At 45.0% G+C, this 26602-nt stretch carries 23 protein-coding genes and 2 tRNA genes; 22 read left to right on the top strand and 3 right to left on the bottom strand.

Translation table 11 applies throughout. The annotated features are described in order from the left end of the window. The first annotated feature begins 3 nt into the window (after positions 1-3). From rlmE to vmrA, 17 genes are all read left to right on the top strand, one after another. Positions 4-633: a 23S rRNA (uridine(2552)-2'-O)-methyltransferase RlmE gene (rlmE, locus tag ONE56_RS10380; RefSeq protein WP_423839822.1), complete on the top strand. Its 630-nt coding sequence runs from the start codon at positions 4-6 to the stop codon at positions 631-633. Between the two features lie 108 nt (positions 634-741). Continuing rightward, on the top strand, positions 742-2718 hold the full coding sequence (ftsH, locus tag ONE56_RS10375) for an ATP-dependent zinc metalloprotease FtsH (protein ID WP_041155581.1): 1977 nt from the start codon (positions 742-744) through the stop codon (positions 2716-2718). Positions 2719-2770: 52 nt separating this feature from the next. Then, on the top strand, positions 2771-3601 hold the full coding sequence (folP, locus tag ONE56_RS10370) for a dihydropteroate synthase (RefSeq protein ID WP_041155580.1): 831 nt from the start codon (positions 2771-2773) through the stop codon (positions 3599-3601). Positions 3602-3666: 65 nt separating this feature from the next. After that, positions 3667-5007: a phosphoglucosamine mutase gene (gene glmM, locus ONE56_RS10365; RefSeq protein ID WP_041155579.1), complete on the top strand. Its 1341-nt coding sequence runs from the start codon at positions 3667-3669 to the stop codon at positions 5005-5007. Between the two features lie 225 nt (positions 5008-5232). After that, the gene (gene secG, locus ONE56_RS10360) at positions 5233-5571 is read left to right on the top strand and encodes a preprotein translocase subunit SecG (protein ID WP_005439454.1); all 339 of its coding nucleotides are present in this window, start codon (positions 5233-5235) and stop codon (positions 5569-5571) included. Positions 5572-5586: 15 nt separating this feature from the next. Further along, positions 5587-5670, top strand: a tRNA-Leu gene (locus tag ONE56_RS10355). 55 nt (positions 5671-5725) lie between these two features. After that, positions 5726-5802 (top strand) — tRNA-Met (locus ONE56_RS10350). A gap of 253 nt (positions 5803-6055) precedes the next feature. Beyond that, a complete protein-coding gene (gene rimP, locus ONE56_RS10345) occupies positions 6056-6511 on the top strand; it encodes a ribosome maturation factor RimP (RefSeq protein WP_041155639.1) in 456 nt (151 codons plus the stop codon). A 36-nt stretch (positions 6512-6547) separates the two neighbouring features. After that, positions 6548-8035 carry a transcription termination factor NusA gene (gene nusA / locus ONE56_RS10340; protein ID WP_041155578.1) on the top strand — a complete coding sequence of 496 codons (1488 nt, stop codon included), beginning with the start codon at positions 6548-6550 and terminating at the stop codon, positions 8033-8035. Positions 8036-8056: 21 nt separating this feature from the next. Then, positions 8057-10765, top strand: coding sequence for a translation initiation factor IF-2 (infB, locus tag ONE56_RS10335; protein ID WP_331438437.1), 2709 nt, complete (start codon positions 8057-8059; stop codon positions 10763-10765). Positions 10766-10879: 114 nt separating this feature from the next. Beyond that, positions 10880-11275, top strand: a complete 396-nt coding sequence (gene rbfA / locus ONE56_RS10330) for a 30S ribosome-binding factor RbfA (RefSeq protein WP_041156154.1) — start codon at positions 10880-10882, stop codon at positions 11273-11275. Further along, entirely contained in the window at positions 11275-12228 is a 954-nt protein-coding gene (gene truB / locus ONE56_RS10325; RefSeq protein ID WP_423839821.1) for a tRNA pseudouridine(55) synthase TruB, read from the top strand. The genes rbfA and truB overlap by 1 nt, the downstream gene beginning before the upstream one ends. A 141-nt stretch (positions 12229-12369) precedes the next feature. Next, positions 12370-12639, top strand: a complete 270-nt coding sequence (gene rpsO / locus ONE56_RS10320) for a 30S ribosomal protein S15 (protein WP_005380094.1) — start codon at positions 12370-12372, stop codon at positions 12637-12639. 381 nt (positions 12640-13020) lie between these two features. Continuing rightward, positions 13021-15153, top strand: a complete 2133-nt coding sequence (gene pnp / locus ONE56_RS10315) for a polyribonucleotide nucleotidyltransferase (RefSeq protein WP_423839820.1) — start codon at positions 13021-13023, stop codon at positions 15151-15153. 169 nt (positions 15154-15322) lie between these two features. Then, positions 15323-16243, top strand: coding sequence for a lipoprotein NlpI (nlpI, locus tag ONE56_RS10310; protein WP_331438435.1), 921 nt, complete (start codon positions 15323-15325; stop codon positions 16241-16243). Between the two features lie 96 nt (positions 16244-16339). Continuing rightward, positions 16340-16753, top strand: coding sequence for a MarR family winged helix-turn-helix transcriptional regulator (locus ONE56_RS10305; protein ID WP_041156150.1), 414 nt, complete (start codon positions 16340-16342; stop codon positions 16751-16753). Between the two features lie 78 nt (positions 16754-16831). After that, positions 16832-18178, top strand: a complete 1347-nt coding sequence (vmrA, locus tag ONE56_RS10300) for a sodium-coupled multidrug efflux MATE transporter VmrA (protein ID WP_423839819.1) — start codon at positions 16832-16834, stop codon at positions 18176-18178. Positions 18179-18236: 58 nt separating this feature from the next. Here the strand turns inward: vmrA and ONE56_RS10295 are convergent, their stop codons facing one another. The 3 genes from ONE56_RS10295 to ONE56_RS10285 form a co-directional block, all read right to left on the bottom strand. Next, a complete protein-coding gene (locus tag ONE56_RS10295; RefSeq protein ID WP_423839818.1) occupies positions 18237-19115 on the bottom strand; it encodes a U32 family peptidase in 879 nt (292 codons plus the stop codon). Between the two features lie 20 nt (positions 19116-19135). Beyond that, a complete protein-coding gene (ubiU, locus tag ONE56_RS10290) occupies positions 19136-20149 on the bottom strand; it encodes a ubiquinone anaerobic biosynthesis protein UbiU (protein WP_423839817.1) in 1014 nt (337 codons plus the stop codon). Positions 20150-20271: 122 nt separating this feature from the next. Next, positions 20272-22311 (bottom strand): sensor domain-containing protein, encoded by a 2040-nt coding sequence (locus ONE56_RS10285; protein WP_041156147.1) that lies wholly within the window; start codon positions 22309-22311, stop codon positions 20272-20274. A 424-nt stretch (positions 22312-22735) separates the two neighbouring features. Here ONE56_RS10285 and ubiT point away from each other — a divergent pair, with 424 nt between their 5' ends. The 5 genes from ubiT to prfC all read left to right on the top strand — a co-directional run bounded on the left by ubiT (position 22736) and on the right by prfC (position 26531). After that, positions 22736-23263: a ubiquinone anaerobic biosynthesis accessory factor UbiT gene (gene ubiT, locus ONE56_RS10280; RefSeq protein ID WP_331437826.1), complete on the top strand. Its 528-nt coding sequence runs from the start codon at positions 22736-22738 to the stop codon at positions 23261-23263. Continuing rightward, positions 23247-23750: a GNAT family N-acetyltransferase gene (locus tag ONE56_RS10275; protein ID WP_041156146.1), complete on the top strand. Its 504-nt coding sequence runs from the start codon at positions 23247-23249 to the stop codon at positions 23748-23750. The genes ubiT and ONE56_RS10275 overlap by 17 nt, the downstream gene beginning before the upstream one ends. 120 nt (positions 23751-23870) lie before the next feature. Further along, positions 23871-24269 (top strand): DNA polymerase III subunit psi, encoded by a 399-nt coding sequence (locus ONE56_RS10270; RefSeq protein ID WP_041156145.1) that lies wholly within the window; start codon positions 23871-23873, stop codon positions 24267-24269. Positions 24270-24290: 21 nt separating this feature from the next. Further along, positions 24291-24746 (top strand): ribosomal protein S18-alanine N-acetyltransferase, encoded by a 456-nt coding sequence (gene rimI, locus ONE56_RS10265; protein ID WP_041156144.1) that lies wholly within the window; start codon positions 24291-24293, stop codon positions 24744-24746. 195 nt (positions 24747-24941) lie between these two features. Continuing rightward, positions 24942-26531 (top strand): peptide chain release factor 3, encoded by a 1590-nt coding sequence (prfC, locus tag ONE56_RS10260; RefSeq protein WP_331437821.1) that lies wholly within the window; start codon positions 24942-24944, stop codon positions 26529-26531. Positions 26532-26602 lie beyond the last annotated feature (71 nt).

Genomic DNA, 26602 nt, shown 5'->3' with positions numbered 1-26602 from the left:
AAAATGAGTAAACAAAAACACTCGGCCAGTTCTGGACGTTGGTTGAAAGAACACTTTGATGATAAATACGCAAATGAAGCTCGTAAAAAGGGCTACCGTTCGCGAGCTTATTTCAAAATTGATGAAATCCAAACAAAAGATAAGTTGTTAAAACCGGGAATGACAGTCGTTGACTTAGGGGCAGCCCCAGGTGGGTGGTCTCAATATGCTGCTAAAATAATAGGTGACTCCGGACAAATCATTGCGTGTGATTTGTTGCCGATGGATCCGATTGCAGGCGTCAGCTTCTTGCAAGGCGATTTTCGTGACGAGGCAGTATTGGAAGCGTTATTGGAAAGAATCCAGCCTTCTATGGTCGATGTGGTCATGTCGGATATGGCGCCTAATATCGCGGGTAATAGCTCGGTTGATCAACCACGTGCTATGTATTTAGTTGAATTGGCATTAGATATGTGTCGACAAGTTCTAGCGCCTAATGGTAGCTTTGTCGTAAAGGTTTTCCAAGGAGAAGGCTTCGATCAATATGTGAAAGAAGTCCGAGACATGTTTAAAACCGTCAAAATCAGAAAACCAGACTCATCGCGAGCACGCTCACGAGAAGTCTTTGTTGTAGCCACTGGTTACAAAGGTTAACCATTTTCCCCACTAGGGAGTGAGTTAACAGTATAGCTACAGTGATTGAACTGTAGTACCCTACCTTTAATTACAATTAGTTATCGAGAGGCTTACACCTTGAGTGACATGGCAAAAAATTTAATTCTGTGGCTTGTTATCGCTGTCGTATTGATGTCGGTATTCCAGAGCTTTGGCCCTGGGGAAAGTAATGGCAGAACCGTGGATTACACCACGTTTGTACAGGAAGTTGGCCAAGGCCAGATTCAAGAAGCAACTTTTAAAGACGGTGAGATTAGCTTTGTCCGTCGTGGCGGCGGTGCCAAAATGGTCACTTACATGCCCGTGTACGATCAAAAGCTTCTAGATGACCTAATTAATCAAAATGTGAAAGTACAAGGTACACCTCCTGAAGAACAGAGTTTACTTGGTACTATTTTCATTTCTTGGTTCCCAATGATCTTATTGATTGGTGTATGGATTTTCTTCATGCGTCAAATGCAAGGCGGCGGCGGTAAAGGCGCCATGTCTTTCGGTAAGAGTAAAGCTCGTATGATGAGCGAAGAACAAATTAAAACCACGTTTGCAGACGTTGCTGGTTGTGACGAAGCAAAAGAAGACGTTAAAGAGCTGGTTGATTACCTACGTGATCCAAGCCGCTTCCAAAAGTTGGGGGGTAAGATCCCAACGGGTGTCTTGATGGTTGGTCCTCCAGGTACAGGTAAAACGCTACTTGCTAAAGCCATCGCTGGTGAAGCAAAAGTACCGTTCTTTACCATTTCTGGTTCAGATTTCGTTGAGATGTTTGTCGGTGTTGGTGCATCACGTGTACGTGACATGTTCGAACAAGCGAAGAAAGCGGCACCATGTATCATCTTTATTGATGAGATCGATGCAGTAGGTCGTCAGCGTGGTGCCGGCGTTGGTGGTGGTCACGATGAGCGTGAACAAACACTTAACCAAATGCTTGTTGAGATGGATGGTTTTGAAGGTAACGAAGGTATTATCGTTATCGCTGCGACCAACCGTCCGGACGTACTTGACCCAGCGCTATTGCGTCCTGGACGTTTCGACCGTCAGGTTGTTGTTGGTCTACCAGATGTGCGTGGTCGTGAACAAATTCTTAAAGTTCACATGCGTAAAGTGCCGTTAGCGGGTGATGTTGAACCATCACTAATTGCGCGCGGGACACCAGGTTTCTCTGGTGCAGATCTAGCCAACCTAGTTAACGAAGCGGCATTGTTCGCGGCTCGTGGTAACAAACGCAACGTATCTATGGTTGAGTTTGAACTGGCAAAAGACAAAATCATGATGGGTGCAGAACGTCGCTCTATGGTGATGTCTGAAGAAACTAAAGCGTCAACCGCTTACCACGAAGCGGGTCACGCCATTGTTGGCCGTTTGGTGCCAGAGCATGATCCAGTTTATAAGGTATCGATCATTCCACGTGGTCGCGCGTTAGGTGTGACTATGTATCTCCCAGAGCAAGACCGCGTTAGCATGTCTCGCCAGCATCTAGAGTCTATGATCTCTAGCTTGTACGGCGGTCGTTTAGCGGAAGAACTTATCTACGGGGCTGAAAAAGTTTCAACTGGTGCGTCGAACGACATCGAACGCGCAACTGAAATCGCTCGTAAGATGGTCACTCAGTGGGGCTTCTCTGAAAAACTTGGTCCGTTGCTCTATGCTGAAGATGAAGGTGAAGTGTTCTTAGGCCGTAGTGTGACTCAGACAAAACATATGTCTGATGACACGGCGAAATTGATTGATGATGAAGTTCGTCAAATCATTGACCGCAACTATGACCGCGCGAAAAAGATTCTGGAAGAGAACATGGACATCATGCATGCAATGAAAGATGCGCTGATGAAGTATGAGACCATTGATGCTCGCCAAATTGACGATCTGATGGAGCGTAAAGCTGAGGTTCGTGAGCCTGCTGGATGGAGCGACAATGCTGCCAATAAGCCGCAGGATAACGACAAGCCTCAAGCGAAGGCAGAAGAAAAAGAAGATAAGCCAGCGGATACAGCGAAAGATGCTGATACGCCTTCTTCACAGGATTCTTCACCTAGCGATGCACCAGAAAAAAAAGACACTGAATAAATAAGTTTGAGAATAATAAACCCCGAGTTCGCTCGGGGTTTTTGTGTTTATTATGAAAATTGCTGCAAATAACAAAACCTTAGATTTATCACGCCCACACGTGATGGCGATTCTTAATGTTACTCCTGACTCTTTTTCTGACGGAGGGCAATATAACTCCATTGAGTCCGCGCTTGCTCAAGTTGAAAAAATGGTCCGTGCAGGTGTCAGTATTATTGATGTTGGTGGCGAGTCCACTCGACCTGGTGCGCCAGACGTTTCTTTAGAAGAAGAACTGCAACGCGTTGTACCAGTGGTCAAGGCGATTCGGGAAAAGTACGATGTTTGGATTTCTGTTGATACCAGCAAAGCGGAAGTCATTAAGCAATCGATAGAAGCGGGTGCAGACCTTATTAATGATGTTCGCTCTCTGACGGAGCCCGGTGCCATAGAAGCCGTCGCGGAAGCCAATCTTCCTGTGTGTATCATGCATATGCAAGGTCAACCTAAAACCATGCAGCACAATCCGCAATATGATGATTTGATGCAGGAAGTCGAACAGTTTCTTATCGAGCGTATCGCCGATTGTGAGTCAGCAGGTATTGCCCGTGAAAATATCATTCTTGACCCGGGATTTGGCTTTGGTAAAACCCTCGAGCACAATTATCATATGCTTGCTCATTTAGAAAAATTTCATAAATTTGGCTTGCCAATTTTGGCCGGAATGTCCCGTAAGTCAATGATCTTCAAATTGTTAGACAAAAAACCTGCAGAGTGCACTAACGCCAGTGTTGTTTGTGCCACTATCGCGGCTATGAAAGGCGCGCAGATCATTCGAGTTCATGACTTTGAAGATACCATCGAAGCAATGAAAATTGTCAAGATGACCCAAAACAATGCTTAGAAAGCTGTCGTTTGATTCAGTTAAAAAATTAGTTAAAACAAAATATTATATATAAAGGTAAGTTTATGTCTGATAAAAGACGTTACTTTGGTACTGACGGTGTACGTGGCAAAGTTGGGCAATACCCAATCACACCTGATTTTGTACTTAAGCTTGGTTGGGCCGCTGGTCGTGTACTTGCGAAACAAGGCACAAAAAAAGTGATTATCGGTAAAGATACTCGTATTTCTGGTTACATGTTGGAATCTGCATTGGAAGCCGGCCTAGCTGCTGCGGGGTTAAAGGCCACGCTGACAGGACCAATGCCAACACCAGCTGTCGCGTACCTAACTCAAACATTTCGTGCAGAAGCCGGGATTGTTATCTCTGCCTCTCACAACCCTTACTACGATAACGGTATTAAATTCTTCTCATCAGAGGGAACTAAATTACCGGACGATATTGAGTTGGCGATTGAAGCCGAGCTGGATAAAGACATCGAGTGTGTTGAGTCAGCTGAGCTTGGTAAAGCAACGCGAATGAACGATGCGGCTGGTCGCTACATTGAATTTTGTAAGAGCACATTCCCTTCTGAGTTGAGCCTCGCGAAACTTAAAATAGTGGTTGATTGCGCACACGGTGCAACTTACCACATCGCACCAAGTGTGTTTAAAGAATTAGGTGCTGACGTTGTAGCGATAGGTGTAGAGCCGAATGGCACCAATATTAATGACCAAGTTGGGGCCACCGATGTACGAGCCCTGCAGAAACGTGTCGTTGAAGAGCAAGCTCACTTAGGTTTAGCGTTTGATGGTGATGGTGACCGCATTATTATGGTCGATCACTTAGGGAACAAAGTGGACGGTGATCAAATTGCTTACATTATTGCTCGCGATGCATTACGCCGCGGAGAGTTAAAAGGTGGTGTTGTTGGAACCCTAATGACGAATTTAGGTATGGAAAATGGCCTAAAACAGTTAGGTATTCCATTCGTACGAGCTGCTGTTGGTGACCGCTATGTGATGGAGCAGTTGCTAGAGAAAGGCTGGAAAATTGGTGCTGAAAACTCTGGCCACGTTATTTTACTGGATAAAGTGACAACAGGTGATGCAATTGTTGCTGCATTACAAGTGCTTGCTTCTGTTGTTGGTAGCGATATGTCATTGCACGACTTGTCTCAAGGTATGTCTCTTTATCCACAAGTTCTAGAAAACGTACGTTTTTCAGGAGAGAACAATCCACTAGAAGCAAAGGCCGTGCTAGATTCTGTCGCTGAGGTGGAAGCCGAACTTGGTGATAAAGGCCGAGTATTGCTGCGTAAATCTGGAACTGAACCGCTTATCCGCGTTATGGTGGAAGGCGAAGAAGCTGAACTGGTTCAAAGTTCAGCGCTTAAGATTGCCGAAGCGGTTAAATTAAGCTGCTAATCCAGAGCTTTATTTACCGAGTGAAAGAAAAGGGCAGCTTTTGCCCTTTTTTTGAGCGTTTGGTACGTTCGTACTGATTTTTTACTAATTTTCCCTTGTCAGCGTTACTGGCTTTCGCTAGTATTGCACCGCCTCCCGTTAGGAGGTCGCTAGCCTTGTTCATTTAATAACATGTATTATTTTTTGAGCGGCGCTGGCTCAACAATTAGGAACATAGGTGGAAAAATGTTTTCAGTTCTACTTGTGATTTACCTGTTGGCAGCGCTTGGTGTAATTGGCCTTGTGTTGATTCAACAAGGTAAAGGCGCAGATATGGGAGCCTCGTTCGGTGCTGGTGCTTCAAACACAGTGTTTGGTGCTAGCGGCTCAGGTAATTTCTTAACCCGAACAACTGCTATTTTAGCAACCGTATTCTTTATCATTAGCTTGTTACTTGGTCGTATGTCTACGCACAAGACTGAATCTCAATGGGTCGACCCAACATTAGGTCAACCAGTGGTAGAGCAAGTTAAAGATGCAGCGAGTGAAGTTCCAGCCCCTGCGGGTGATGAAATTCCACAATAAGCTGTAGGTTTTGCTGCCGAGATGGTGAAATTGGTAGACACGCTAGCATGAGGTGCTAGTGCCTTTGGTGTGAGGGTTCGAGTCCCTCTCTCGGCACCATGTTTTACAAACTTGTAAATCACTTGTTTGCGAGTATAATGCTCAGCAAGTCGGACGCGGGGTGGAGCAGCTTGGTAGCTCGTCGGGCTCATAACCCGAAGGTCGTCGGTTCAAATCCGGCCCCCGCAACCAATCTCTTTCTTAGGGTAGAACTTTTAAGAAGTTTGCTAATAGAAATCGAAGATTGGGCAAGTTTGCGTAGTGCTAACCACGCTACGAGTTAAGAACTGATTTTTTTGTCTATTCTTAACGTATCAGGGTCCAGCAGCACAAAACCCCGACTATCGGGGTTTTTTGTTATCTGAGTTTTTTGAATATGACTCAGATCACTGCTTGGTTTTTTGATTGGGCTCTGAGCCCTTTTTTTGTTTCTGGAGTGGTTAAAATGACTGGTTTAGAAAGACAACTTACTGAAATGCTTGAAGCGCCAGTAGAGGCATCAGGTTATGAGTTAGTTGGATTAGAGTTTATTCGTGCTGGCGCGCACTCGACATTACGTATTTTTATCGATCATGAGAATGGCATTAATGTCGATGATTGTGCAGAGGTAAGTCATCAGGTGAGTGCAGTGCTAGACGTCGAAGATCCAATTTCTGTTGCTTACAGTCTAGAAGTGTCTTCTCCAGGTCTAGAAAGACCACTGTTCAAAGCAGCACATTATGAGCAATTTATAGGTCACGAGGTCAGCATCGTTTTGAAAATGGCGGTAGCAAATCGTCGCAAGTGGAAAGGTATTATCCACAGCGTTGATGGCGAAACCGTGACTATTACTGTCGACGGTCAGCAAGAAGAGTTTGCTTTAAGTAACATTTCAAAAGCTAACCTGATCCCTAAATTTTAGTTCCCTAAAAAAGTTTAAGCTTAGAGGCTAAATACAATGAGTAAAGAAATTTTAGCGGTAGCAGAAGCGGTATCGAACGAAAAAGCGGTACCTCGTGAGCGCATCTTTGAGGCTCTTGAGATTGCTCTGGCAACTTCTACAAAGAAAAAATACGATATCGAAATTGAAGTTCGTGTTGCTATTGACCGAAAAACAGGCGAGTTCACTACTTACCGTCGTTGGTTGGTTGTTGATAATGTCGAATATCCAACTAAAGAAATCTCATTAGAAGCGGCACAATACGATGATGAGTCTATTGAGCTTGGCGACTACATCGAAGATGAAATTGAATCAGTGACGTTTGACCGTATTACGACTCAAACGGCAAAACAAGTTATCGTACAGAAAGTTCGTGAAGCTGAACGTGCACAAATCGTTGAGCAATTTATTGATAACGAAGGTGACTTGATCACTGGTGTTGTTAAAAAAGTAAACCGCGACACTGTCGTGCTTGACCTTGGTAATAATGCTGAAGCAGTTATTCTTCGTGATGATCAACTGCCACGCGAAAACTTCCGTCCAGGTGACCGTGTTCGTGGTCTACTGTACAAAGTGGCTCCAGAAGCTCGTGGTTTCCAACTGTTTATCACGCGCTCTAAGCCAGAAATGCTAGCTGAACTGTTCCGCGTTGAAGTTCCTGAAATCGCAGAAGATATCATTGAACTGAAAGGTGCAGCACGTGATCCAGGTTCTCGCGCTAAGATCGCAGTAAAAACCAATGACAAGCGTATCGACCCTGTGGGTGCGTGTGTTGGTATGCGTGGTGCACGTGTACAAGCAGTGTCTGGTGAGCTTGGTGGTGAGCGTATCGATATCGTTCTGTGGGATGACAACCCAGCTCAGTTCGTTATTAACGCAATGGCACCTGCTGATGTTGCGTCTATCATCGTAGATGAAGATGCACACTCAATGGATATTGCGGTAGAAGCAGATAACTTGGCGCAAGCTATCGGTCGTAATGGTCAAAACGTTCGTCTAGCATCTCAATTAACAGGTTGGGAACTGAACGTTATGACGGTCGCGGATCTTCAGAAGAAGCACGCTGAAGAATCACAAGCGTCTATTGAAAACTTCATGAAGTACCTCGATATCGAAGAAGACTTTGCTCAGTTGCTTGTCGAAGAAGGTTTCTCAACGCTAGAAGAAGTGGCATACGTGCCAGTGAATGAGTTGCTTGAAGTCGATGGTCTTAATGAAGAGTTGATCGAAGAGTTGCGTGGCCGTGCAAAAGACGCGCTAACAACGATTGCGCTTGCTCAAGAAGAGTCATTCGAAGGCCTTGAGCCAGCAGAAGACTTACTTGGTCTTGCAGGCTTGGAGCGTGAAATGGCATACAAATTGGCAGCGAAAGGTGTAGCAACACTTGAAGATCTTGCCGACCAAGGTATTGATGATTTAGAAGGTATCGAAGGCCTGACGGAAGAACGTGCAGGTGAGCTAATTATGGCCGCACGTAACATCTGTTGGTTCGGCGAAGAAGCATAATTTCAGCAAGGAGGAAGCGGCATGACACAATTAACAGTTAAAGCACTGAGTGATGAGATTGGTACGCCAGTCGACCGCTTGATTGAACAACTTGCTGACGCTGGCATTAAAAAGGCGAGCTCTGACAATGTGACAGATGACGAGAAGCAAACACTTCTTTCTCATCTAAAAAAAGAACACGGTGACAAATCTGGTGAATCAGAGCCGACTCGCCTTACGCTACAGCGTAAAACTCGTAGTACACTTAGTGTTAATGCGGGTGGTGGTAAGAGTAAGAATGTTCAGGTTGAGGTGCGCAAAAAACGTACATACGTAAAGCGCAGCACAATTGAAGATGAAGCAAAACGTGAAGCTGAAGAAGCAGCACAACGCGAAGCAGAAGAAGCAGCAAAACGCGCAGCGGAAGAAGCCGCAAAGCGTGAAGCTGAAGAAGCGGCAAAGCGTGAAGCTGAAGAAGCTGCAAAACGTGAAGCGGAAGAAAAAGCGGAACGTGAAGCTAAAGAAAAAGCGAAACGAAACGTAGATACGAATGCACAACGCGAAGCTGAAGAAAAAGCTAAGCGTGATGCTGAACAGAAAATTAAGCAAGAAGCAGCGCGAAAAGAGGCCGACGAGCTTAAGCGTCGTCAGGAAGAAGAAGCTAAGCGTAAGGCTGAAGAGGAAAGTCAGCGCCAGCTTGAAGAAGCTCGCGAATTGGCTGAAAAGAACAAAGAGCGTTGGTCTGCTGCAGAAGAGAAAAAGGGTGATATGGAAGATACAGATTACCATGTAACGACTTCACAATATGCACGTGAAGCCGAAGATGAAGCAGATCGCAAAGTTGAAGGTGGTCGTCGTAAGAAGAAGAAACCTTCAAGCAAAGATGAGAAAGCACGTAATACTCGTGGCCAACGCGGTGGCAAAGGCGGTCGTAAAGGCAAGCTGGCGAAACCAACATCAATGCAGCACGGCTTCGATAAGTCTGCTACGGTTGCAAAACAAGATGTTGTGATTGGTGAAACGATCGTTCTTTCTGAACTTGCGAACAAGATGTCGGTTAAATCGACAGAAGTTATCAAAGTGATGATGAAGATGGGCGCAATGGCGACTATCAACCAAGTTATCGATCAAGAGACTGCGCAGCTAGTGGCAGAAGAAATGGGTCATAAGGTCGTTCTTCGTAAAGAGAACGAACTTGAAGAAGCCGTGCTTTCTGACCGTGACACGAATGCAGAGGCCGTTCCTCGTGCTCCAGTCGTTACAATCATGGGCCACGTTGACCATGGTAAAACGTCAACACTTGACTACATTCGTCGTACGCACGTTGCTTCTGGTGAAGCGGGTGGTATTACACAGCACATCGGTGCATACCACGTTGAAACTGATAACGGCATGATCACTTTCCTTGATACTCCTGGACACGCAGCGTTTACTGCTATGCGTGCTCGTGGTGCTCAAGCGACAGATATCGTTGTACTTGTTGTTGCTGCAGATGATGGCGTAATGCCACAAACAGTTGAAGCTATCCAGCACGCGAAAGCGGCGGGTGTGCCTCTGATTGTTGCAGTGAACAAGATCGATAAAGAAGGTGCTAACCCAGACAACGTTAAGAACGAGCTTGCTCAATATGACGTTATTCCTGAAGAGTGGGGTGGTGAGAACATCTTCGTTCACATCTCTGCAAAACAGGGTACAAACATTGATGCTCTTCTAGAAGCAATCCTTCTTCAATCTGAAGTTCTAGAGCTAACAGCAGTTGCTGAAGGCATGGCGTCTGGTGTGGTTGTTGAATCTCGCCTAGATAAAGGTCGTGGTCCAGTTGCAACAGTACTTGTTCAGTCAGGTACCCTAAACAAAGGCGATATCGTTCTTTGTGGTCAAGAATACGGCCGTGTTCGTGCAATGCGTGATGAACTGGGTCAGGAAATTACACAAGCTGGTCCATCGATTCCTGTCGAGATCTTGGGTCTATCTGGTGTGCCATCTTCAGGTGACGAAGCAACAGTAGTTCGTGATGAGCGTAAAGCGCGTGAAGTTGCGAACTACCGTGCTGGTAAGTTCCGTGAAGTGAAACTGGCACGTCAGCAGAAATCGAAGCTAGAGAACATGTTCTCTAACATGACAGCGGGTGAAGTTGCTGAGCTTAACGTTGTGCTTAAAGCAGACGTTCAAGGTTCTGTAGAAGCCATCGCAGACTCACTAGTGAAGCTATCAACTGACGAAGTGAAAGTGAACATCGTTGGTTCTGGTGTTGGTGGTATTACGGAAACTGACGTAGTACTTGCTGAAGCATCAAATGCAATCATTCTTGGCTTTAACGTACGTGCTGACGCTTCTGCTCGCCGTGCTGTTGAGGCTGCGGCAGTTGACTTGCGTTACTACTCAATCATTTACCAATTGATTGACGAAGTGAAACAAGCAATGGGTGGTATGCTTGCTCCAGAATTCAAGCAAGAGATCATTGGTCTTGCTGAAGTACGTGACGTGTTTAAGTCACCTAAACTGGGCGCAATCGCTGGTTGTATGGTTACAGAAGGCGTGATTAAGCGTAACAACCCAATCCGTGTATTACGTGATAACGTTGTTATTTATGAAGGTGAACTAGAGTCACTACGTCGTTTCAAAGATGACGTTCAAGAAGTTAAGAATGGCTACGAATGTGGTATCGGCGTTAAGAACTACAATGATGTTCGTGTTGGTGACCAAATCGAAGTCTTCGAAATCATTGAAATTAAACGTACTCTAGACTAATTGACTAAAATTACTAATATTGTCTTTGAAAGATAAGTAGTAATTGGTTGTTGAATACACCATGGGGGGCTGGCTTTGACCAACCCCCCATTCTTTCTATATGAGAGTAAAAGTATGTCAAAAGAATTTAGCCGCACGCAGCGTGTTTCACAGCAGCTGCAAAAAGAATTAGCGATGATCCTTCAACGTGAAGTTCGTGACTCACGCTTGGGTATGGTCACGATTTCCGATGTGGAAGTGTCTCGTGACCTTGCTTACGCAAAGGTATTTGTCACTTTCTTATGTGTAGGTGAACAAACGCCCGAGTCCTGTCTAGCGGCACTGCGCGAGCACGAAGTGCATATTCGCATGATGCTAGGCAAACGCATTCGTCTACGTTTGACACCAGAGATTCGCTTCTACTACGACAATACGCTTGTCGAAGGTATGCGTATGTCTAACCTAGTGTCTGAAGTCGTTAGTGCAGACAAGAAAAAGCAAAAAGATTCTGGTCGTGAGGGCGAAGAATAATGGCTCGTCGTCGTAAAGGTCGTCCAATTAATGGCGTTATCCTGTTGGACAAACCAACGGGTATCTCTTCCAATGATGCACTGCAAAAAGTAAAGAGAATCTACTTTGCTGAGAAAGCAGGCCACACTGGTGCCTTGGACCCATTAGCGACAGGCATGTTGCCAATTTGCTTGGGTGAAGCAACAAAGTTTTCTCAGTTTCTATTGGATTCTGACAAGCGCTACCGTGTGATTGCAAAGCTCGGTGAGCGTACTAATACATCAGACTCTGATGGAGAAGTGGTCGAAACTCGTCCGGTTGATGTAAATCTAGAAAACCTGGAATCCTGTATTGAGAAATTCCGTGGTGAATCTGATCAAATACCTTCAATGTTTTCTGCGTTGAAATACCAGGGCAAACCTTTGTATGAGTATGCTCGCAAAGGCATTGATGTCCCGCGAGAGTCTCGAAAAATTACGGTCTATGAGATTGTTCTTCATCGCTTTGAAGGTGATGAAGTTGAAATGGAAGTGCATTGCTCAAAGGGCACTTACATTCGCACTATCGTTGATGACCTTGGAGAAATGCTTGGTTGTGGTGCGCATGTCACCATGCTTCGTCGCACTGGTGTGGCAAAATACCCCTATGAAAAGATGGTAACACTCGAGCAACTCAATGATTTGTTAGAGCAAGCGCATCGTGAAGAAATCGCACCTCGTGAATTACTTGATCCGTTGCTTTTACCAATGGATACGGCTGTCGAAGATTTACCAGAAGTTAACTTGTTACCAGAGCTCGCTGATATGGTTCAACATGGCCAGCCTGTTCAGGTATTTGGTGCGCCGATTGAAGGTGCACTTCGTCTAACGATGGGCGAGGAGCGCTTGTTTATCGGAGTCGGTGAAATGAACGACGACGGTAAAATTGCACCTAAGCGTCTGGTTGTTTTTCGTGAAGAAGCACCATCGCAGTAATTACTTGAAAATACCGACCAATGCGTTGGTATTTTTATATTGCACGGGTTAAAAAATTTCCCTATAATCCGCGCTTCGCGTAGCGGCTGAATCAGAGATTGGCTGCTACAACTTTAAACTTACTCTTATTAGGAGAGAATTATGTCTCTGAATGCAGAAACTAAAGCAGCAATCGTTGCAGAATACGCACAAGGTGAAGGCGATACTGGTTCACCAGAAGTTCAAGTAGCTCTACTTACTGCTTCTATCAACCACCTACAAGGTCACTTTAAAGCACACAAAGGCGATCACCACAGCCGTCGTGGTCTTCTACGTATGGTTTCTCGTCGTCGTAAGCTTCTAGATTACCTAAAAGGTAAAAATCTAGCTCGCTACCAAGACCTAATCAAACGCCTAGGCCTACGTCGCTAATCAGCGACTGCATAGCAGTTTGTCTAAAAAGGGGCTTTATGCCCCTTTTTTGTTGCCTATTTTTTGACTGATATAGCTTATTTTGGCTGCTATGGCTTATTTTGACCGCTATAACTTAGCCAAATCCTACTTATGCCGTTATAATACTGGCGGTTTAATCTTTTGATACAGTTCCAAACCAGTTCTTGGTCACCGATTTGTATCGTAGATTATCAGTAAGGCTCACCGCATTACAGTCAACCTCGTCGACCAAAAGGTCGCGGCTATTAAAAAGAAATTTACTCAAGTTTCTTTTCACTAGTCGCGATTCGTAATGCCTTGAGTATCAATTAATACATCCTAAGCATTGGTATGTACAGTGCTTAGAAACAAGGAATAACAATGTTCGAAAAACCAGTTGTTAAAACGTTCCAGTACGGTAACCACACGGTTACTCTAGAAACTGGCGTTATTGCACGCCAAGCGACAGCCGCAGTTATGGTAACGATGGACGATACAGCCGTATTCGTTTCTGTCGTTGGTAAGAAAGAAGCAGTAGCGGGTCAAGATTTCTTCCCGCTTACAGTTAACTACCAAGAGCGTACGTACGCGGCGGGTAAAATCCCTGGTGGCTTCTTCAAACGTGAAGGTCGTCCTTCTGAAGGCGAAACACTAACAGCTCGTCTTATTGACCGTCCAATCCGTCCGCTTTTCCCGGATTCATTCAAAAACGAAGTCCAAGTTATCGCTACTGTTGTATCGGTGAACCCTGACGTTCAACCAGATATCCCAACAATGATTGGTACATCTGCAGCACTAGCTATCTCTGGTATCCCGTTTAACGGTCCTATCGGTGCTGCTCGTGTTGGTCATATCGATGGTCAACTTGTGCTTAACCCGAGCCAAACTGAACTACAAGTTTCTAAACTTGATCTTGTGGTTGCAGGTACCGAGTCTGCAGTACTGATGGTTGAATCAGAAGCGGATAACCTAACTGAAGAAGAAATGCTTGCAGCGGTTGTTTACGGTCACGATCAACAACAAGTTGCTATCAAAGCAATCAACGAATTCAAAGCAGAAGTTGCTACTCCTGCGTGGGATTGGGTTGCTCCGGAAGAAAACACTGCGCTTAAAGCTAAGATTGCTGAACTAGCAGAGGCTAAGCTTATCGAGGCTTACCAAATCACTGAGAAAATGTCTCGTTACGACCGTATTCATGAGATTGCAGCAGAAGTTAACGAAGCTTTACTTGCTCAAGATCCGGAAGCGGACACTAAAGAGATTCACACTATTTTCCACGATTTAGAGAAGACAGTAGTACGTAGCCGTATCATTGCTGGTAACCCTCGTATCGATGGTCGTGAGAAAGACATGGTTCGTGCGCTAGACGTACGTACTGGTATCCTTCCACGTACTCACGGTAGTGCGCTATTCACTCGTGGTGAAACTCAGGCGATCGTGACGGCGACTCTAGGTACTCAGCGCGATGCGCAAATCATTGATGAGCTAACTGGTGAGCGTAAAGATCACTTCCTACTGCACTACAACTTCCCTCCATACTGTGTAGGTGAGACAGGTTTTGTCGGTTCTCCTAAGCGCCGTGAAATCGGCCACGGTAAATTGGCGAAGCGTGGTATTGCTGCAGTTATGCCATCTCCAGAAGAATTCCCATACACAGTACGTGTAGTATCGGAAATCACTGAATCTAACGGTTCATCTTCAATGGCTTCTGTATGTGGTACTTCTCTTGCTCTTATGGATGCAGGTGTACCAATCAAGTCTTCAGTTGCGGGTATCGCAATGGGTCTTGTGAAAGAAGGCGACGATTTCGTTGTTCTTTCAGACATCCTTGGTGACGAAGATCACCTAGGTGATATGGACTTTAAAGTAGCGGGTACTAATACAGGTATCACTGCACTTCAAATGGACATCAAGATCGAAGGTATCACTAAAGAGATCATGCAGATTGCGCTTAACCAAGCACAAGGTGCACGTAAGCACATCCTATCTGTAATGGATGAAGCGATCTCTGGTGCTCGTGATGATATCTCTGAATTTGCTCCGCGTATTCACACAATGAAGATCAGCGCTGAGAAGATCAAAGACGTTATCGGTAAAGGTGGTGCAGTAATCCGTGCTCTAACGGAAGAGACGGGCACTACGATTGAAATCGAAGATGACGGTACTATCAAGATTGCCGCGACTGAAGGTGCAGCAGCGAAAGAAGCGATTCGTCGCATCGAAGAGATCACTGCTGAAGTTGAAGTCGGCCGTATCTACACTGGTAAAGTTGCACGTCTAGCCGACTTTGGTGCATTCGTCACGATTCTTCCAGGCAAAGATGGTCTAGTACACATCTCTCAAATCGCAGAAAAACGTGTTGAGAAAGTGTCAGACTACCTAGCAGAAGGTCAAGAAGTTCAAGTGAAAGTACTTGAAATCGACCGTCAAGGCCGTGTTCGTCTAAGCATGAAAGAAGCGGTTGAAAAACCAGCAGAAGCAACTGCGGAAGCACCAGCAGCGAAAGACGAGTAATCGACAGATAGCCTTTCCGTCTTTTATTAGCGTATGAGATGGAAAGCATGCTATAACAGGGGAGCATTTTGCTCCCTTTTTTTTGGTTTGTTTCTAGATGTTTAGGCTGAGTATCCTATAGTGCATAAGAGAAGCAGGCCCGGAGCGGCTCAAACAGGAGTATCAATTAGTGAAATGGTTTCAAACCGCCAGTCTATTTATTGTGATCGCGTTAACCGGGTGTGTAAATTCCGCTCAACAGTCTTCGCCTCAGTGGATCTACCCACCTATGGCGGTCTCACTCCAGCCTAGTATTCAGCAAGAAGTGCAGATCGCACGTTTATCTCAGTTGTTGCAACGCCCGGATCTTAGTGATGAGGTGCGCGCGAAAATGCATTATGAAAGAGGCAATTACTACGACAGTGTTGGTTTGAGAGATCTCGCTCGTTTGGACTTCAATCAATCTTTGCAATTGAATCCTGCTCAACCGGATATCTTTAATTTATTAGGGGTGTATTTTACCCAAGTTGGAGAGTTCGATGCCGCATACGAAGCCTTTGACTCAACGATAGAATTGGCCCCAGAAAATACCTACGCGGAGCGCAACCGAGCGATCGCTTTGTACTATGGTGGAAGAAATGATCTGGCGCTGGAAGACATGACGAAACACTACCAAGAGATGCCCAGTGATCCTTTCCGGGCATTATGGTTGTACATTATTGAAGCGGAAGAAAACCCAGAACAGGCGAAAGCGAATCTTGAGAAAAGATATCGTCGTGATCGGAGTGAAGAATGGGGATGGGTTCTCGTTGCTATCATGTTGCGCGATGTGTCTGATGAAAATGCGTTAAAAGTCATCATGGATGGCACGCGCGAGAATTACCGTCTTGCCGAGCGCCTGACGGAAACTTACTTTTATTTAGCAAAACGCAATCAAATTGAAGGCGACTTAGCCAGTGCAATCTCACTGTACAAACTCGCAATATCGTTTAATGTGTACGATTACGTGGAACACCGTTACTCATTCTTAGAGCTAACGCAGATCTATGAGCAGCTTCAGCAAGAAAGAATGGATCAGCAAAACGACGCTGACCAACAAGAACAGCAATAATGATAAAGCCGCTTCCATTAGCGGCTTTTTTACGCTTGATGATTGAGAGAACTAGTCTTAGAATAGTTAGCTCTGCTAACTAAATGGTGAGCATTTATGGCTTTAGAAAAAAGTTTGATCGATTTGGAACGTTTCTGCGCCAAAGCTTGGCGTGTTTACGCGAAGGAAGATCCATTGTCTCATCTTAGCTTTAACGAGTTTGATTATTTACGCGTGATTCAGGTGTTTCCTGAAGGCGTTCGCATTACTGATCTTGCTAACGAGTTACAGGTAACCAAACCTTCTGCCTCCAACATGGTGGTACGTTTAGAAAAGAAAGGGTTAGTGAAGCGCATTACTTGCAATGAAGACGCTCGCGCAAAGCGTGTTCTGCTGACGGAAGATGTCGCTGAAAAAATGTCGTTAGAACAAATTGTTTATAAAGATATTTCGGATCAAATGATGCTAAAGCTAAACGAGCAAGAATCCAAACAATTACAGTCGTTACTCAATAAAGCGCTGAGTAACTAATTATAAAAATCATTTATTTAACTATTTAGTTAGCCTTGCTAACTATTTAATTAGCCTTGCTAACTATTGGTGAGAATCATGCAGAAATCCATTTATAAACAGTTTTGGAAATATACCATTCCAACTGTAGCAGCCATGTTGGTTAACGGATTGTATCAAGTCGTTGATGGTATTTTTATTGGCCGTTATGTTGGCGCTGATGGATTAGCAGGTATTAACGTCGCTTGGCCTGTGATTGGTAGCATTCTGGGCATAGGGATGATGGTCGGCGTGGGGACGGGAGCCCTAACTTCCATCAAGCAAGGAGAGAAAGATCAAAAAGGAGCGAAACGGATCTTAACGACGGGCTTGTTGTTTCTGTTGGCTCTGATGCCTATTGTCTCAACGGTTCTGTTTTTCTTTGCAGATGACTTTGTTCGCTGGCAAGGTGCTCAGGGGCGAGTGTTCGAGTTAGGTTTGCAATATATCGAGATACTCATCATTGCGTGCATCTTTTCACTTGGCTCTATTGCGGTTCCATTTTTACTTCGTAACGACAACAACCCTAACTTAGCCACGATTCTGATGGTGATAGGCGCAATCATTAACATTGTATTGGACTATGTTTTCATTGCTAGGTTGAACTGGGAGCTAACAGGGGCGGCTATTGCGACCGCATTGGCACAAATGGTTGTCACCGTGTTAGGTGTCGGTTACTTCTTCTCTTCTAAAGCGAAGTTACGTCTGACAGTTAGAGATTTGAACGTGCAATTTGATGCTATTCCTAAAATTGTGCTTATCGGTACATCCAGCTTTTTTATGTACGCTTATGGCTCGACGATGGTGGCTCTGCACAATGCGTTGTTCGCTCAATACGGCAGCCCGCTGTTGATCGGCGCTTACGCTATTTTAGGTTACATCGTGACGGTCTATTATCTCGTGGCGGAAGGCATTGCCAGTGGTATGCAGCCGTTAGTGAGCTACAACCATGGCGCACGAAATCAGGATAACATTCGTAAGTTGCTACAAATCGCGATGGGGACATCGGTTTTAGGTGGTGTCGTGTTCGTGGTGTTGATGAATCTTTTCCCGTATCAGCTTGTATCCGTCTTTAACGATGCAGATCCACAGCTTATCGAAAGTACTGTGGTGGGAATTCGTCTCCACATGTTCGCACTGTTCCTTGATGGTTTCTTGGTCGTCGCTGGGGCTTACTATCAATCAGTCAACAAAGGCAGTAAGGCGATGTTTGTGACGGTGGGGAACATGCTTATTCAACTGCCGTTCTTGTTCATCATGCCAAAACTGTTGGGTGTGACAGGCATTTGGATTGCGTTCCCGCTATCTAATATTGCGTTAAGTCTGGTTGTGATGAGTATGCTTTGGCGTGACATCAAAAAGCTGATGGTGGAGAGACCGATAGAACCGAGTACGCAAACGTCTTAATTTGGCAGTAAAAACAGAAAAGCGAGGCTAGGGCCTCGCTTTTGTTTTGTCGGAAGAGTTAAATGTTCTTCACTTCTAAGCCAGCCAGTTGATGCCAGTAGCCGTTACATTGACGGCTTGCTAGTTTGTCAGGGTTTGAACCTTGCTCGTTAGATCGGAAGCGATCCAATTCCGAGAAGGTACTTACGCCTAAAGGACTCAAGCGAACGACATCAACCAGGCCTTGCATGCTTGGCAGATCGTTGATCAGGTTGTAGCAGTAACCCGATTGGGTTTGAATGCCATTCAGGTTGAAGACTTCTTGTCCCTCTTGGCTGCATACTTGTATTCCTGTTGGGTACTTAATGCAGCACGTTTCGCAGTCGTCCTTTGCTTTATTTTCTGCGCGTGCAGTGAAGCAGCGAGCAGAGTAGGCTAAGGGCAAATAGCCGTGGCTAAAGACTTCGACTTCGAATTGGTTGCGAATACCTAGATCTTCACATTGCGCCAGAGTCTCACTTAGCCATTCACGAGATAGCTCCACAGGCATACACCAACGAGTCATTCCTTGTTTCAAAAATAAGTTCAAAGTGTGCGCGTTGTAAGTGTTAATTGCTGGGCCAACGACAAATGGGACTTTGTGTTCAGACGCCAGTTGAACTGCAGAAACGTCATTTGCTTCAATCGCGAAGTCACCATTATCGATGTACTTCTTCATGATGTTAACTTCGCTCGGTGCTTCTAACAGCGCCATGGTGGAAAGAACGACTTGCTTACCGGATGCAGACAGGTCTTTGGCAATATCGAACCAATGGGCAGGTTTCATCTCACGGCGTTTTGAACAAACGGTTTCACCTAGGTAGATGATGTCTGCTGAGCTTTCTTTCGCTTGTAAGTAAAATGCTTCGATATCTTGTTTTGGCCAGAAGTACAGCAGTGGGCCAAGTGCATATTTCATTGAGTTTTCCATCTTAATCTCTACTGCCATTTACGGTGATAAGCACCCAACGTGGTTTGCGTACCTTCAGAAACGTTAGCCAGTGCGGCATCCCAAGCCGCTTCGACTTGGTAAACTTCTGGATTTGCTTGGTAACGATCAATCGCGGCGCGCCAAGTGCGCGTAACTTGCTCTACATAGGCTGGGCTGCGTTGGCGACCTTCTATTTTTACCGATGCAACATTGGCGGCAAAAAGTTCAGGAAGCATAGACAATGTGTTTAAACTGGTGGGCTCTTCTAACGCGTGGTAGCGCTTTTTATCACCATCGATTTGCGCTTCAAAACGACCTTTGCACAGCGTAGGGTAACCCGCGTTTTCCCCTGCACTGTATTTATCAATCAAAATATTATTTAGGCGAGATTCGAGGCCTTGCTCGGTTTCTTGCCAGCGGACGTACTTCGCAGGTGAGCAGGCACCGACGGTGTTTGGAGACTCCCCCGTCATGTACGAGGATAAATAACAGCGTCCTTCAGACATAATACATAGGCTACCGAACGCAAACACCTCTAATTCAACATCTTCAGGAACATTCCGTGACAGTTGTTTGACCTGATGGATCGAGAGAACACGCGGTAGAACGACGCGTTTCACGTTGAAGTTCTGTTTGTAGAAGTTCACGGCAGCAACGTTGGTTGCTGAGGCTTGTACGGAAAGGTGAAGCTCCAGTTCAGGATACTTACGTGCTGCGTAATCCAATACAGCAATGTCTGCCACAATGAGCGCATCAACCCCCAACGCAGCAGCGTTATCGACCGCATTGGTCCAACGTTCAAATCCATTTGGATGAGCAAATGTGTTGAGTGCTACATGGATTTTTTTGTTGCGGTCATGAACATACTGCACGGCTTTTTCGAGTTTTTTACCGTGAAAATTCAGGCCAGCGAAGTGACGAGCATTAGTGTCGTCTTTGAAGCCGATGTAAACGGCATCTGCACCGCAATCGATCGCGGTTTTTAACGCAGGCAAGTTACCCGCAGGACACAAGAGTTCCATATGCACATAATCATAGAGAATAAAAAGGTGCCTGCATTTTATGAAGAATTATGAACGGCAAAATTGACCTAAGTTAGGTTTAGCTCAATAAAGTCTACATTTACCCCTTGAGAGTAGGTGGATTAATTCTTATGGCGACGATTTTGTGCGAACAACTCTTCGATCTCGTGCTTTGGTTGAGGTCGATAAAAATGAAAGCCCTGAATTGAATGGCACTGAAGGTTTGATAATAAAGCCGCTTGTTGGTGAGTTTCTACGCCTTCAGCTACCACTGTCAAATCGAGCGATTTCCCCAAGTTGATGATGTTTTCAATCACAGTGACCTGTTTCGGCAAGATGTCGATATCAGTGATAAAAGCGCGGTCTATTTTTAGTTCATCAATAGGGAAACGCGCTAAATAGGACAGTGATGAGTAGCCAGTGCCAAAGTCATCAATAGACAGAGTAAACCCGAGTTTCTTTATGGCATTGACCATCTGCAGAGTATGTTCACTATCACTCATGACGGCACTTTCAGTAAGCTCAAAGGTGATGCAACTAGGATCAAGCTCAGTAGAACGCAGTAACTTTTCCATATAATCAATGAGCTGAGGGTTGCCAAATTGTTCCGGAGATAAGTTAATCGCCACGCGTCCCGGCAGTATGCCTTGTTGTTTCCAGCGCTTGACGGTACTGAAAACTTCTCGCATGACGACTCGCCCAAGATGTTCAATCAATCCAGCACGCTCGGCCACTGGGATGAACGAACCCGGGCTGATATAGCCTTCGACAGGATGTTTCCAACGAACTAATGCTTCTGCGCCGTTGATGCTGAAGTCGCGCGCATTAACTTTGGGTTGGTACCACACCTCTAACGCGTTTTTTTGCAGCGCTTTTTGTAACTCTATCTCTAACCACAAACGCATTCGTGCTTCTTTGTTCATCTGATCGTTGAATTTTATCAGACGATTGCGGCCACGATCTTTGGCTTCATACATCGCCGTATCTGCATTTTGCAGCAATATACGTGCGTCTTGACCATCCTCTGGATAGCGTACGCTACCGATAGAACAAGCTAAACGTTTACTAAAATGTTGTAAATCAAATGGTTGATTGATCAAAGTGATGATTTGGTCGGACACGATCTCTGCGATACGGTGATGTTCAGGCTCGGGAAGAATAATGCCAAACTCATCGCTACCTAGGTGACCAATAATGGCTTGTTCTGGCAATAAGCGCTCTAGTCGCATTGACACTTCTTTTATGACTTTGTCACCAATGTGATGACCTAGCGAATCATTGATGTTTTTGAAGTTGTCGATATCCAAATAGAAAACGAGTAGAGGCGTTTGCTTTTTTATAAATTGTTCGAGACGTTTGGTAAATCCAAAGCGGTTGTATTGAGAGGTCAATGAGTCGATATGGGCATCTTCTTTTGAAGTCGTGGACAATAGCTTAGGTTTATCGTCGGCATCTTGGATGAGTACGATTTGTGACTCGGTGCCGATTGCTTTCGCCGAATCGGCATGCAATTGTATTTTGCGTTCAAATCCACAACGAGCACTGGTTAAGCATATAAATGGCTTATCAGAGATCAACGCGCTTAATCGGTGACTGAAGGCCTTTTTACTGTTTTCATCAATGAACAGACGAGAAAATTCCTCACCCAGTAATTCATGGGGCGACTGCAAGCCCAATAATCGGGCTGATGCTGGGTTGGCGGAGATAATAATGTCATCTTCAACCAACAACAAGCCGTCGGGTAATAGCTGGGTCAGCTTTACGAACTTGCTTTCTGATTCTTCGAGAGAACGGACGAGAATATGCTTTTCAGACGTGTCGACAGCATGAAATATAATCAATTGGATTTCATCCTGTTCCACAACAGGTGACAAGCTAAAATGGAGGCTAGTCTCTATCTCTGTTTCGTCTAATGTGACTTCTGCTTCAACATGAGCCCCTTTGAACGCTTGCTGATAATACGGCAAAAGCTTTTTATAGAACTGCTCCCCGAGCACCTGGCTATCGTTTAGACCAACCATTTCGTCGTGATTAAGTCCTGCAATGTCACAGTAGCGATCACTCACCATTCGATAATTGTGCTCTTTATCGAGAATGGCAAAAAAGAATGGGCTATTTGAGGTAAGCTTGGCAAACCAATGTTGTAGTTGTTGGGAAGGCATTAGTGGGTTACCGATCTCCAATGAGCCAGATTATTCATCTGTTTATATTCATCCCTGTAATCATACTATGCATAACGAGCAGGCAAAATAAGTATTTAACTGCATATTAAAGCACGATTAATTCATCGTTTAAACGAAAGTAATCCGCTTAGATTAATGCCACTTTGTCTGTTAGCGCACCATAGTTGACCGCAATATAACGTTTTGACTTGATTGTATTTAGCTTTCTATGTCCAGCCAAAGATCGTGTATGGTTATAACGCATATGATCTCAAGCTGTGAGACTTTAACGTTGAAATCGAGATCATACCCATACTTTTATCTCTATCACGTGAAACAAGCACTTTATTGATACATAACAGGGATAAACCGCTCACTATTACGTATTATTACCAGCCTGATGACAAAGTAACGGATAATGAGTGTGTTAAACAAGATTCGCAGTCAACTAGTACAGAATGCACCTTCAATTTTGCGATCGCCAGTTCAGTTTCTACCAAAAGTAGTTCAGAGAAAAGCGTTATTGGAAGGGCTAAAAATGGTCTTTAAAGAAGCGTTAGAGGATGGGGATTTTGAGTTTCTTGAGGATAAATGGTTAAAAGTCGCAATCAAGGACATGAATTTAGCTTGGTATATCAGTTACCAAGAAGAAAAATTGATCGTTGCTGATAAACCTGTACTGGAAGACGTGAGTTTTAGTGGTAACCTAAACGACTTAGTACTGATTGCTGGTCGTAAAGAAGATCCTGATACCTTATTTTTTCAGCGTCGCTTATCAATTGAAGGTGATACCGAGCTCGGTTTAGAAGTGAAAAATTTAATGGACAGTGTTGACTTAGAGCAGTTACCAAAAGCAATGCAGGCGGCTCTGAACCACTTAGCTGACTTTGTTCAAAAAGGGGCTCAAGCGCCAGCACAAAACACCGGAGTAGCGAATGCTTATTCGAACTGAAGCCCCTGCGGACATCCTTACCATTGACCGCTTATTGAAACACGCGTTTCCAACTAATGCTGAAGCAAACTTAGTGATGCGTTTACGTGAAAACGGCAAACTCACTCTGTCTTTGGTCGCGTGCACCGATGAAGGGGAAGTGATTGGTCATGCTTTATTTAGTCCTGTGACCTTAAATGGTGAAGATTTATCTTGGCAAGGGCTTGCGCCACTGGCAGTACATGAAGATTATCGACGTCAAGGCATTGCTGCACAGCTTATCAAGGAAGGGTTCGAGTCACTGCGTGATTTTGGTTATCCAGTTTGTGTTGTACTTGGTGAGCCTGATTACTATGCGCGCCAAGGCTTTATCGCTGGCGAAGACATGGGGTTTGACTGCGCTTTTGATGCGCCTGCTGGTGCATTTCGTGTTGCAGAACTTGTTGAAGGTCAATGCGCTGGCCGCGCTGGCCGGATTGAATATGCTCCGGAGTTTGCTGAGCTTTAAGTTCCCAGACTGATCGTTATACAAAGCCCGCTATCTGAATGGCATAATTTGGATAGTGGGCTTTGTTATTTCACGCTTACATTTGATACGATAAGCGCCGCTTAAACAGGTGATGAAAAAATGTCGATTAACGAGAAAGCGTATTTATCTGAAATGGGGATCAGCACATGGGAGTTGATTCACCCAGAAAAACTATCCGGTTATCAAGCGGAAAGTATTGATTTACCCGATACATGTAAGTTGCTGCTTATCTCACCGTCGTGTCCAGAAGGTCAGCTTGTCGTGTTGTTCGAAAACATACTTAAAAGTATGAAACTATCGCTCGAACAAGCGATGCATATAGAGCCGCAACGTTTACCACTTCTCGGGGAGCATCAGTTAGAGTGGATATGGTTTGCTGGGTGTGAAGCGATGCAATGCGGAAATGCCAAGCAACTTATTTCGCCTTTATTGCAAAATATTGATGGTAACAACCAACAAAAACGTGCTCTTTGGCAGCAAATCTGTTCTTATTCATAACGCATTTTCTAGGTTAAATCCATGACGATTGAAATTATTCCCATGTGTGCCGAACACTTGGATCATATTTGGCAAATTGAGCAACAAGCACACTCTCATCCATGGGCTGAGTCTCTAATCCGTGATTTATCCAGTCGTGGCGCTTGTCATCATGTTATGCGAGATGGCGATGAAATCATTGGCTACTTTTATGCTCAGAATATTGTCGGAGAAGTGACCTTATTAAACATTGCTGTTAAGCCGAGCAAGCAAGGGCAGGGCTATGGGCAAAAGCTGTTAGATGCCTTCTTAGGTCATTGTCAGCAAGTAAAAGCGGAAAGTGCCTGGCTAGAAGTAAGGGAAAGTAATGTGTCTGCACTGCACATTTATGAGCAAGCGGGCTTCAATGAGTTGGATCGACGCTATAATTATTACCCCGCGAATTCGGGGAATGGCAAAGAAGATGCGATCATCATGAGTTATATGTTCTTTCACTAGCATTCGAACGCTATTTCCATTGACTTGGTTTGAGTGGCTCCCATAAAGCCAGTCAGTGAGGCCAAAGCCAATCAGTTGCCTGTCAGCGATCTGTTGCTCCTTAAGCAATAATAAGCGAGAATACCGCGCAAAACTGAATCTAAAAGAAGGGGGGCTTTACCAGCGTTCCTTCAGACATCAAAGAAGACTATTTTCATGTCAAATACACCTTTTCTAAGCGAAGTGTCTAAACGTAGAACCTTCGCGATTATTTCCCACCCGGATGCGGGTAAAACAACCATCACTGAAAAAGTGCTTTTATTCGGAAACGCGATTCAAAAAGCGGGTTCTGTGAAAGGTCGTGGTTCATCACAACACGCTAAATCTGACTGGATGGAAATGGAGAAGGAGCGTGGTATCTCGGTTACAACTTCTGTGATGCAGTTTCCTTACAATGATTGTTTGGTTAACCTTCTTGATACTCCGGGACACGAGGATTTCTCTGAAGATACCTATCGTACACTGACGGCAGTAGACTCGTGCTTGATGGTGATTGATGCTGCGAAAGGTGTCGAAGACCGGACTCGAAAATTGATGGAAGTTACGCGCCTGCGCGATACACCGATCGTGACTTTCATGAACAAACTTGACCGTGACGTTCGTGATCCAATGGAAGTCTTGGACGAGGTCGAAAATGAGTTGGGCATGATGTGTGCACCTATCACTTGGCCTATCGGCTGTGGTAAAGAGTTTAAAGGTGTATATCACATTCACCGTGACGAAACGATCTTGTATGAATCAGGTCATGGTCATGAGATTCAAGAAGTTCGAATCATCAAGGGATTGGATAACCCTGAACTGGATGAAAAGGTTGGGGCAGATCTCGCAGAAAGCGTACGTGAAGAGCTAGAGTTAGTGATGGGCGCATGTCCAGAGTTTGACTTGGAAATGTTCTTAACGGGTGACCTAACGCCAGTCTATTTTGGTACAGCGCTAGGTAACTTTGGTGTGGACCATATGTTAGATGGGTTGACAAAGTGGGCGCCAGCGCCGAAAGCGCGTCAAGCGGTTGAGCGTGAAGTTGAAGCAACAGAAGAAAAGTTCTCTGGCTTCGTGTTTAAGATCCAAGCGAACATGGACCCTAAACACCGTGACCGTATTGCATTTATGCGTATTGTTTCGGGGACTTATACGCAAGGTATGAAGATGAACCACGTTCGTCTTGGCAAGCAAGTGAGTATCTCTGATGCAGTCACCTTTATGGCCGGTGATCGTTCTCGCGCAGAACACGCTTATGCGGGCGACATTATCGGTTTACATAACCACGGTACGATTCAAATTGGCGATACCTTCACGCAAGGTGAGTCTCTAAAGTTCTCTGGTATTCCGAACTTCGCTCCTGAGCTGTTCCGTCGTATTCGTCTTAAAGATCCACTTAAGCAAAAGCAACTGCTCAAAGGTCTGGTTCAGCTTTCTGAAGAAGGGGCGGTACAGGTATTCCGACCACTACAAAACAACGACTTAATCGTTGGTGCGGTAGGTGTGCTTCAGTTTGATGTGGTTGTCGCGCGTTTGAAGTCTGAATACAATGTAGAAGCGATTTACGAAGGAATAAGCGTTGCAACGGCCCGTTGGGTTGAGTGTGATGATGCGAAGAAACTGGATGAATTCCAGCGTAAAAACCAAGCAAACCTGGCTTTGGATGGCGGGGATAATTTGTCTTACATTGCGCCTACCATGGTTAACCTAAACCTTGCAAAAGAGCGTTTCCCGGATATTGAGTTCCGAGCAACCCGCGAACACTAATTATCAGCGTTCTCGGGAAAGAGCACGTTCCAAAGCGATGAGTTAGCGACTGGATTTTAAAACGCCCTTGG

The organism is Vibrio mytili, assembly GCF_049563345.1.
Taxonomy (GTDB): Bacteria; Pseudomonadota; Gammaproteobacteria; order Enterobacterales; family Vibrionaceae; genus Vibrio; species Vibrio mytili.
This window is presented reverse-complemented; position numbering and strand designations above follow the sequence as displayed.

Excerpts from the sequence above, each read along its gene's own strand:
- ONE56_RS10305 (WP_041156150.1), top strand. The coding sequence starts at position 16,340 with ATGGCTTTAGAAAAAAGTTTGATCGATTTGGAACGTTTCTGCGCCAAA.
- nusA (WP_041155578.1), top strand. The coding sequence starts at position 6,548 with ATGAGTAAAGAAATTTTAGCGGTAGCAGAAGCGGTATCGAACGAAAAA.
- glmM (WP_041155579.1), top strand. The coding sequence starts at position 3,667 with ATGTCTGATAAAAGACGTTACTTTGGTACTGACGGTGTACGTGGCAAA.
- ONE56_RS10295 (WP_423839818.1), bottom strand. The coding sequence starts at position 19,115 with ATGAAATATGCACTTGGCCCACTGCTGTACTTCTGGCCAAAACAAGAT.
- folP (WP_041155580.1), top strand. The coding sequence starts at position 2,771 with ATGAAAATTGCTGCAAATAACAAAACCTTAGATTTATCACGCCCACAC.
- rpsO (WP_005380094.1), top strand. The coding sequence starts at position 12,370 with ATGTCTCTGAATGCAGAAACTAAAGCAGCAATCGTTGCAGAATACGCA.
- secG (WP_005439454.1), top strand. The coding sequence starts at position 5,233 with ATGTTTTCAGTTCTACTTGTGATTTACCTGTTGGCAGCGCTTGGTGTA.
- ONE56_RS10275 (WP_041156146.1), top strand. The coding sequence starts at position 23,247 with ATGCTTATTCGAACTGAAGCCCCTGCGGACATCCTTACCATTGACCGC.
- vmrA (WP_423839819.1), top strand. The coding sequence starts at position 16,832 with ATGCAGAAATCCATTTATAAACAGTTTTGGAAATATACCATTCCAACT.
- truB (WP_423839821.1), top strand. The coding sequence starts at position 11,275 with ATGGCTCGTCGTCGTAAAGGTCGTCCAATTAATGGCGTTATCCTGTTG.
- ONE56_RS10270 (WP_041156145.1), top strand. The coding sequence starts at position 23,871 with ATGTCGATTAACGAGAAAGCGTATTTATCTGAAATGGGGATCAGCACA.
- rimI (WP_041156144.1), top strand. The coding sequence starts at position 24,291 with ATGACGATTGAAATTATTCCCATGTGTGCCGAACACTTGGATCATATT.
- infB (WP_331438437.1), top strand. The coding sequence starts at position 8,057 with ATGACACAATTAACAGTTAAAGCACTGAGTGATGAGATTGGTACGCCA.
- rbfA (WP_041156154.1), top strand. The coding sequence starts at position 10,880 with ATGTCAAAAGAATTTAGCCGCACGCAGCGTGTTTCACAGCAGCTGCAA.
- ONE56_RS10285 (WP_041156147.1), bottom strand. The coding sequence starts at position 22,311 with ATGCCTTCCCAACAACTACAACATTGGTTTGCCAAGCTTACCTCAAAT.
- rlmE (WP_423839822.1), top strand. The coding sequence starts at position 4 with ATGAGTAAACAAAAACACTCGGCCAGTTCTGGACGTTGGTTGAAAGAA.
- rimP (WP_041155639.1), top strand. The coding sequence starts at position 6,056 with ATGACTGGTTTAGAAAGACAACTTACTGAAATGCTTGAAGCGCCAGTA.
- ubiU (WP_423839817.1), bottom strand. The coding sequence starts at position 20,149 with ATGGAACTCTTGTGTCCTGCGGGTAACTTGCCTGCGTTAAAAACCGCG.
- prfC (WP_331437821.1), top strand. The coding sequence starts at position 24,942 with ATGTCAAATACACCTTTTCTAAGCGAAGTGTCTAAACGTAGAACCTTC.
- pnp (WP_423839820.1), top strand. The coding sequence starts at position 13,021 with ATGTTCGAAAAACCAGTTGTTAAAACGTTCCAGTACGGTAACCACACG.
- ftsH (WP_041155581.1), top strand. The coding sequence starts at position 742 with ATGGCAAAAAATTTAATTCTGTGGCTTGTTATCGCTGTCGTATTGATG.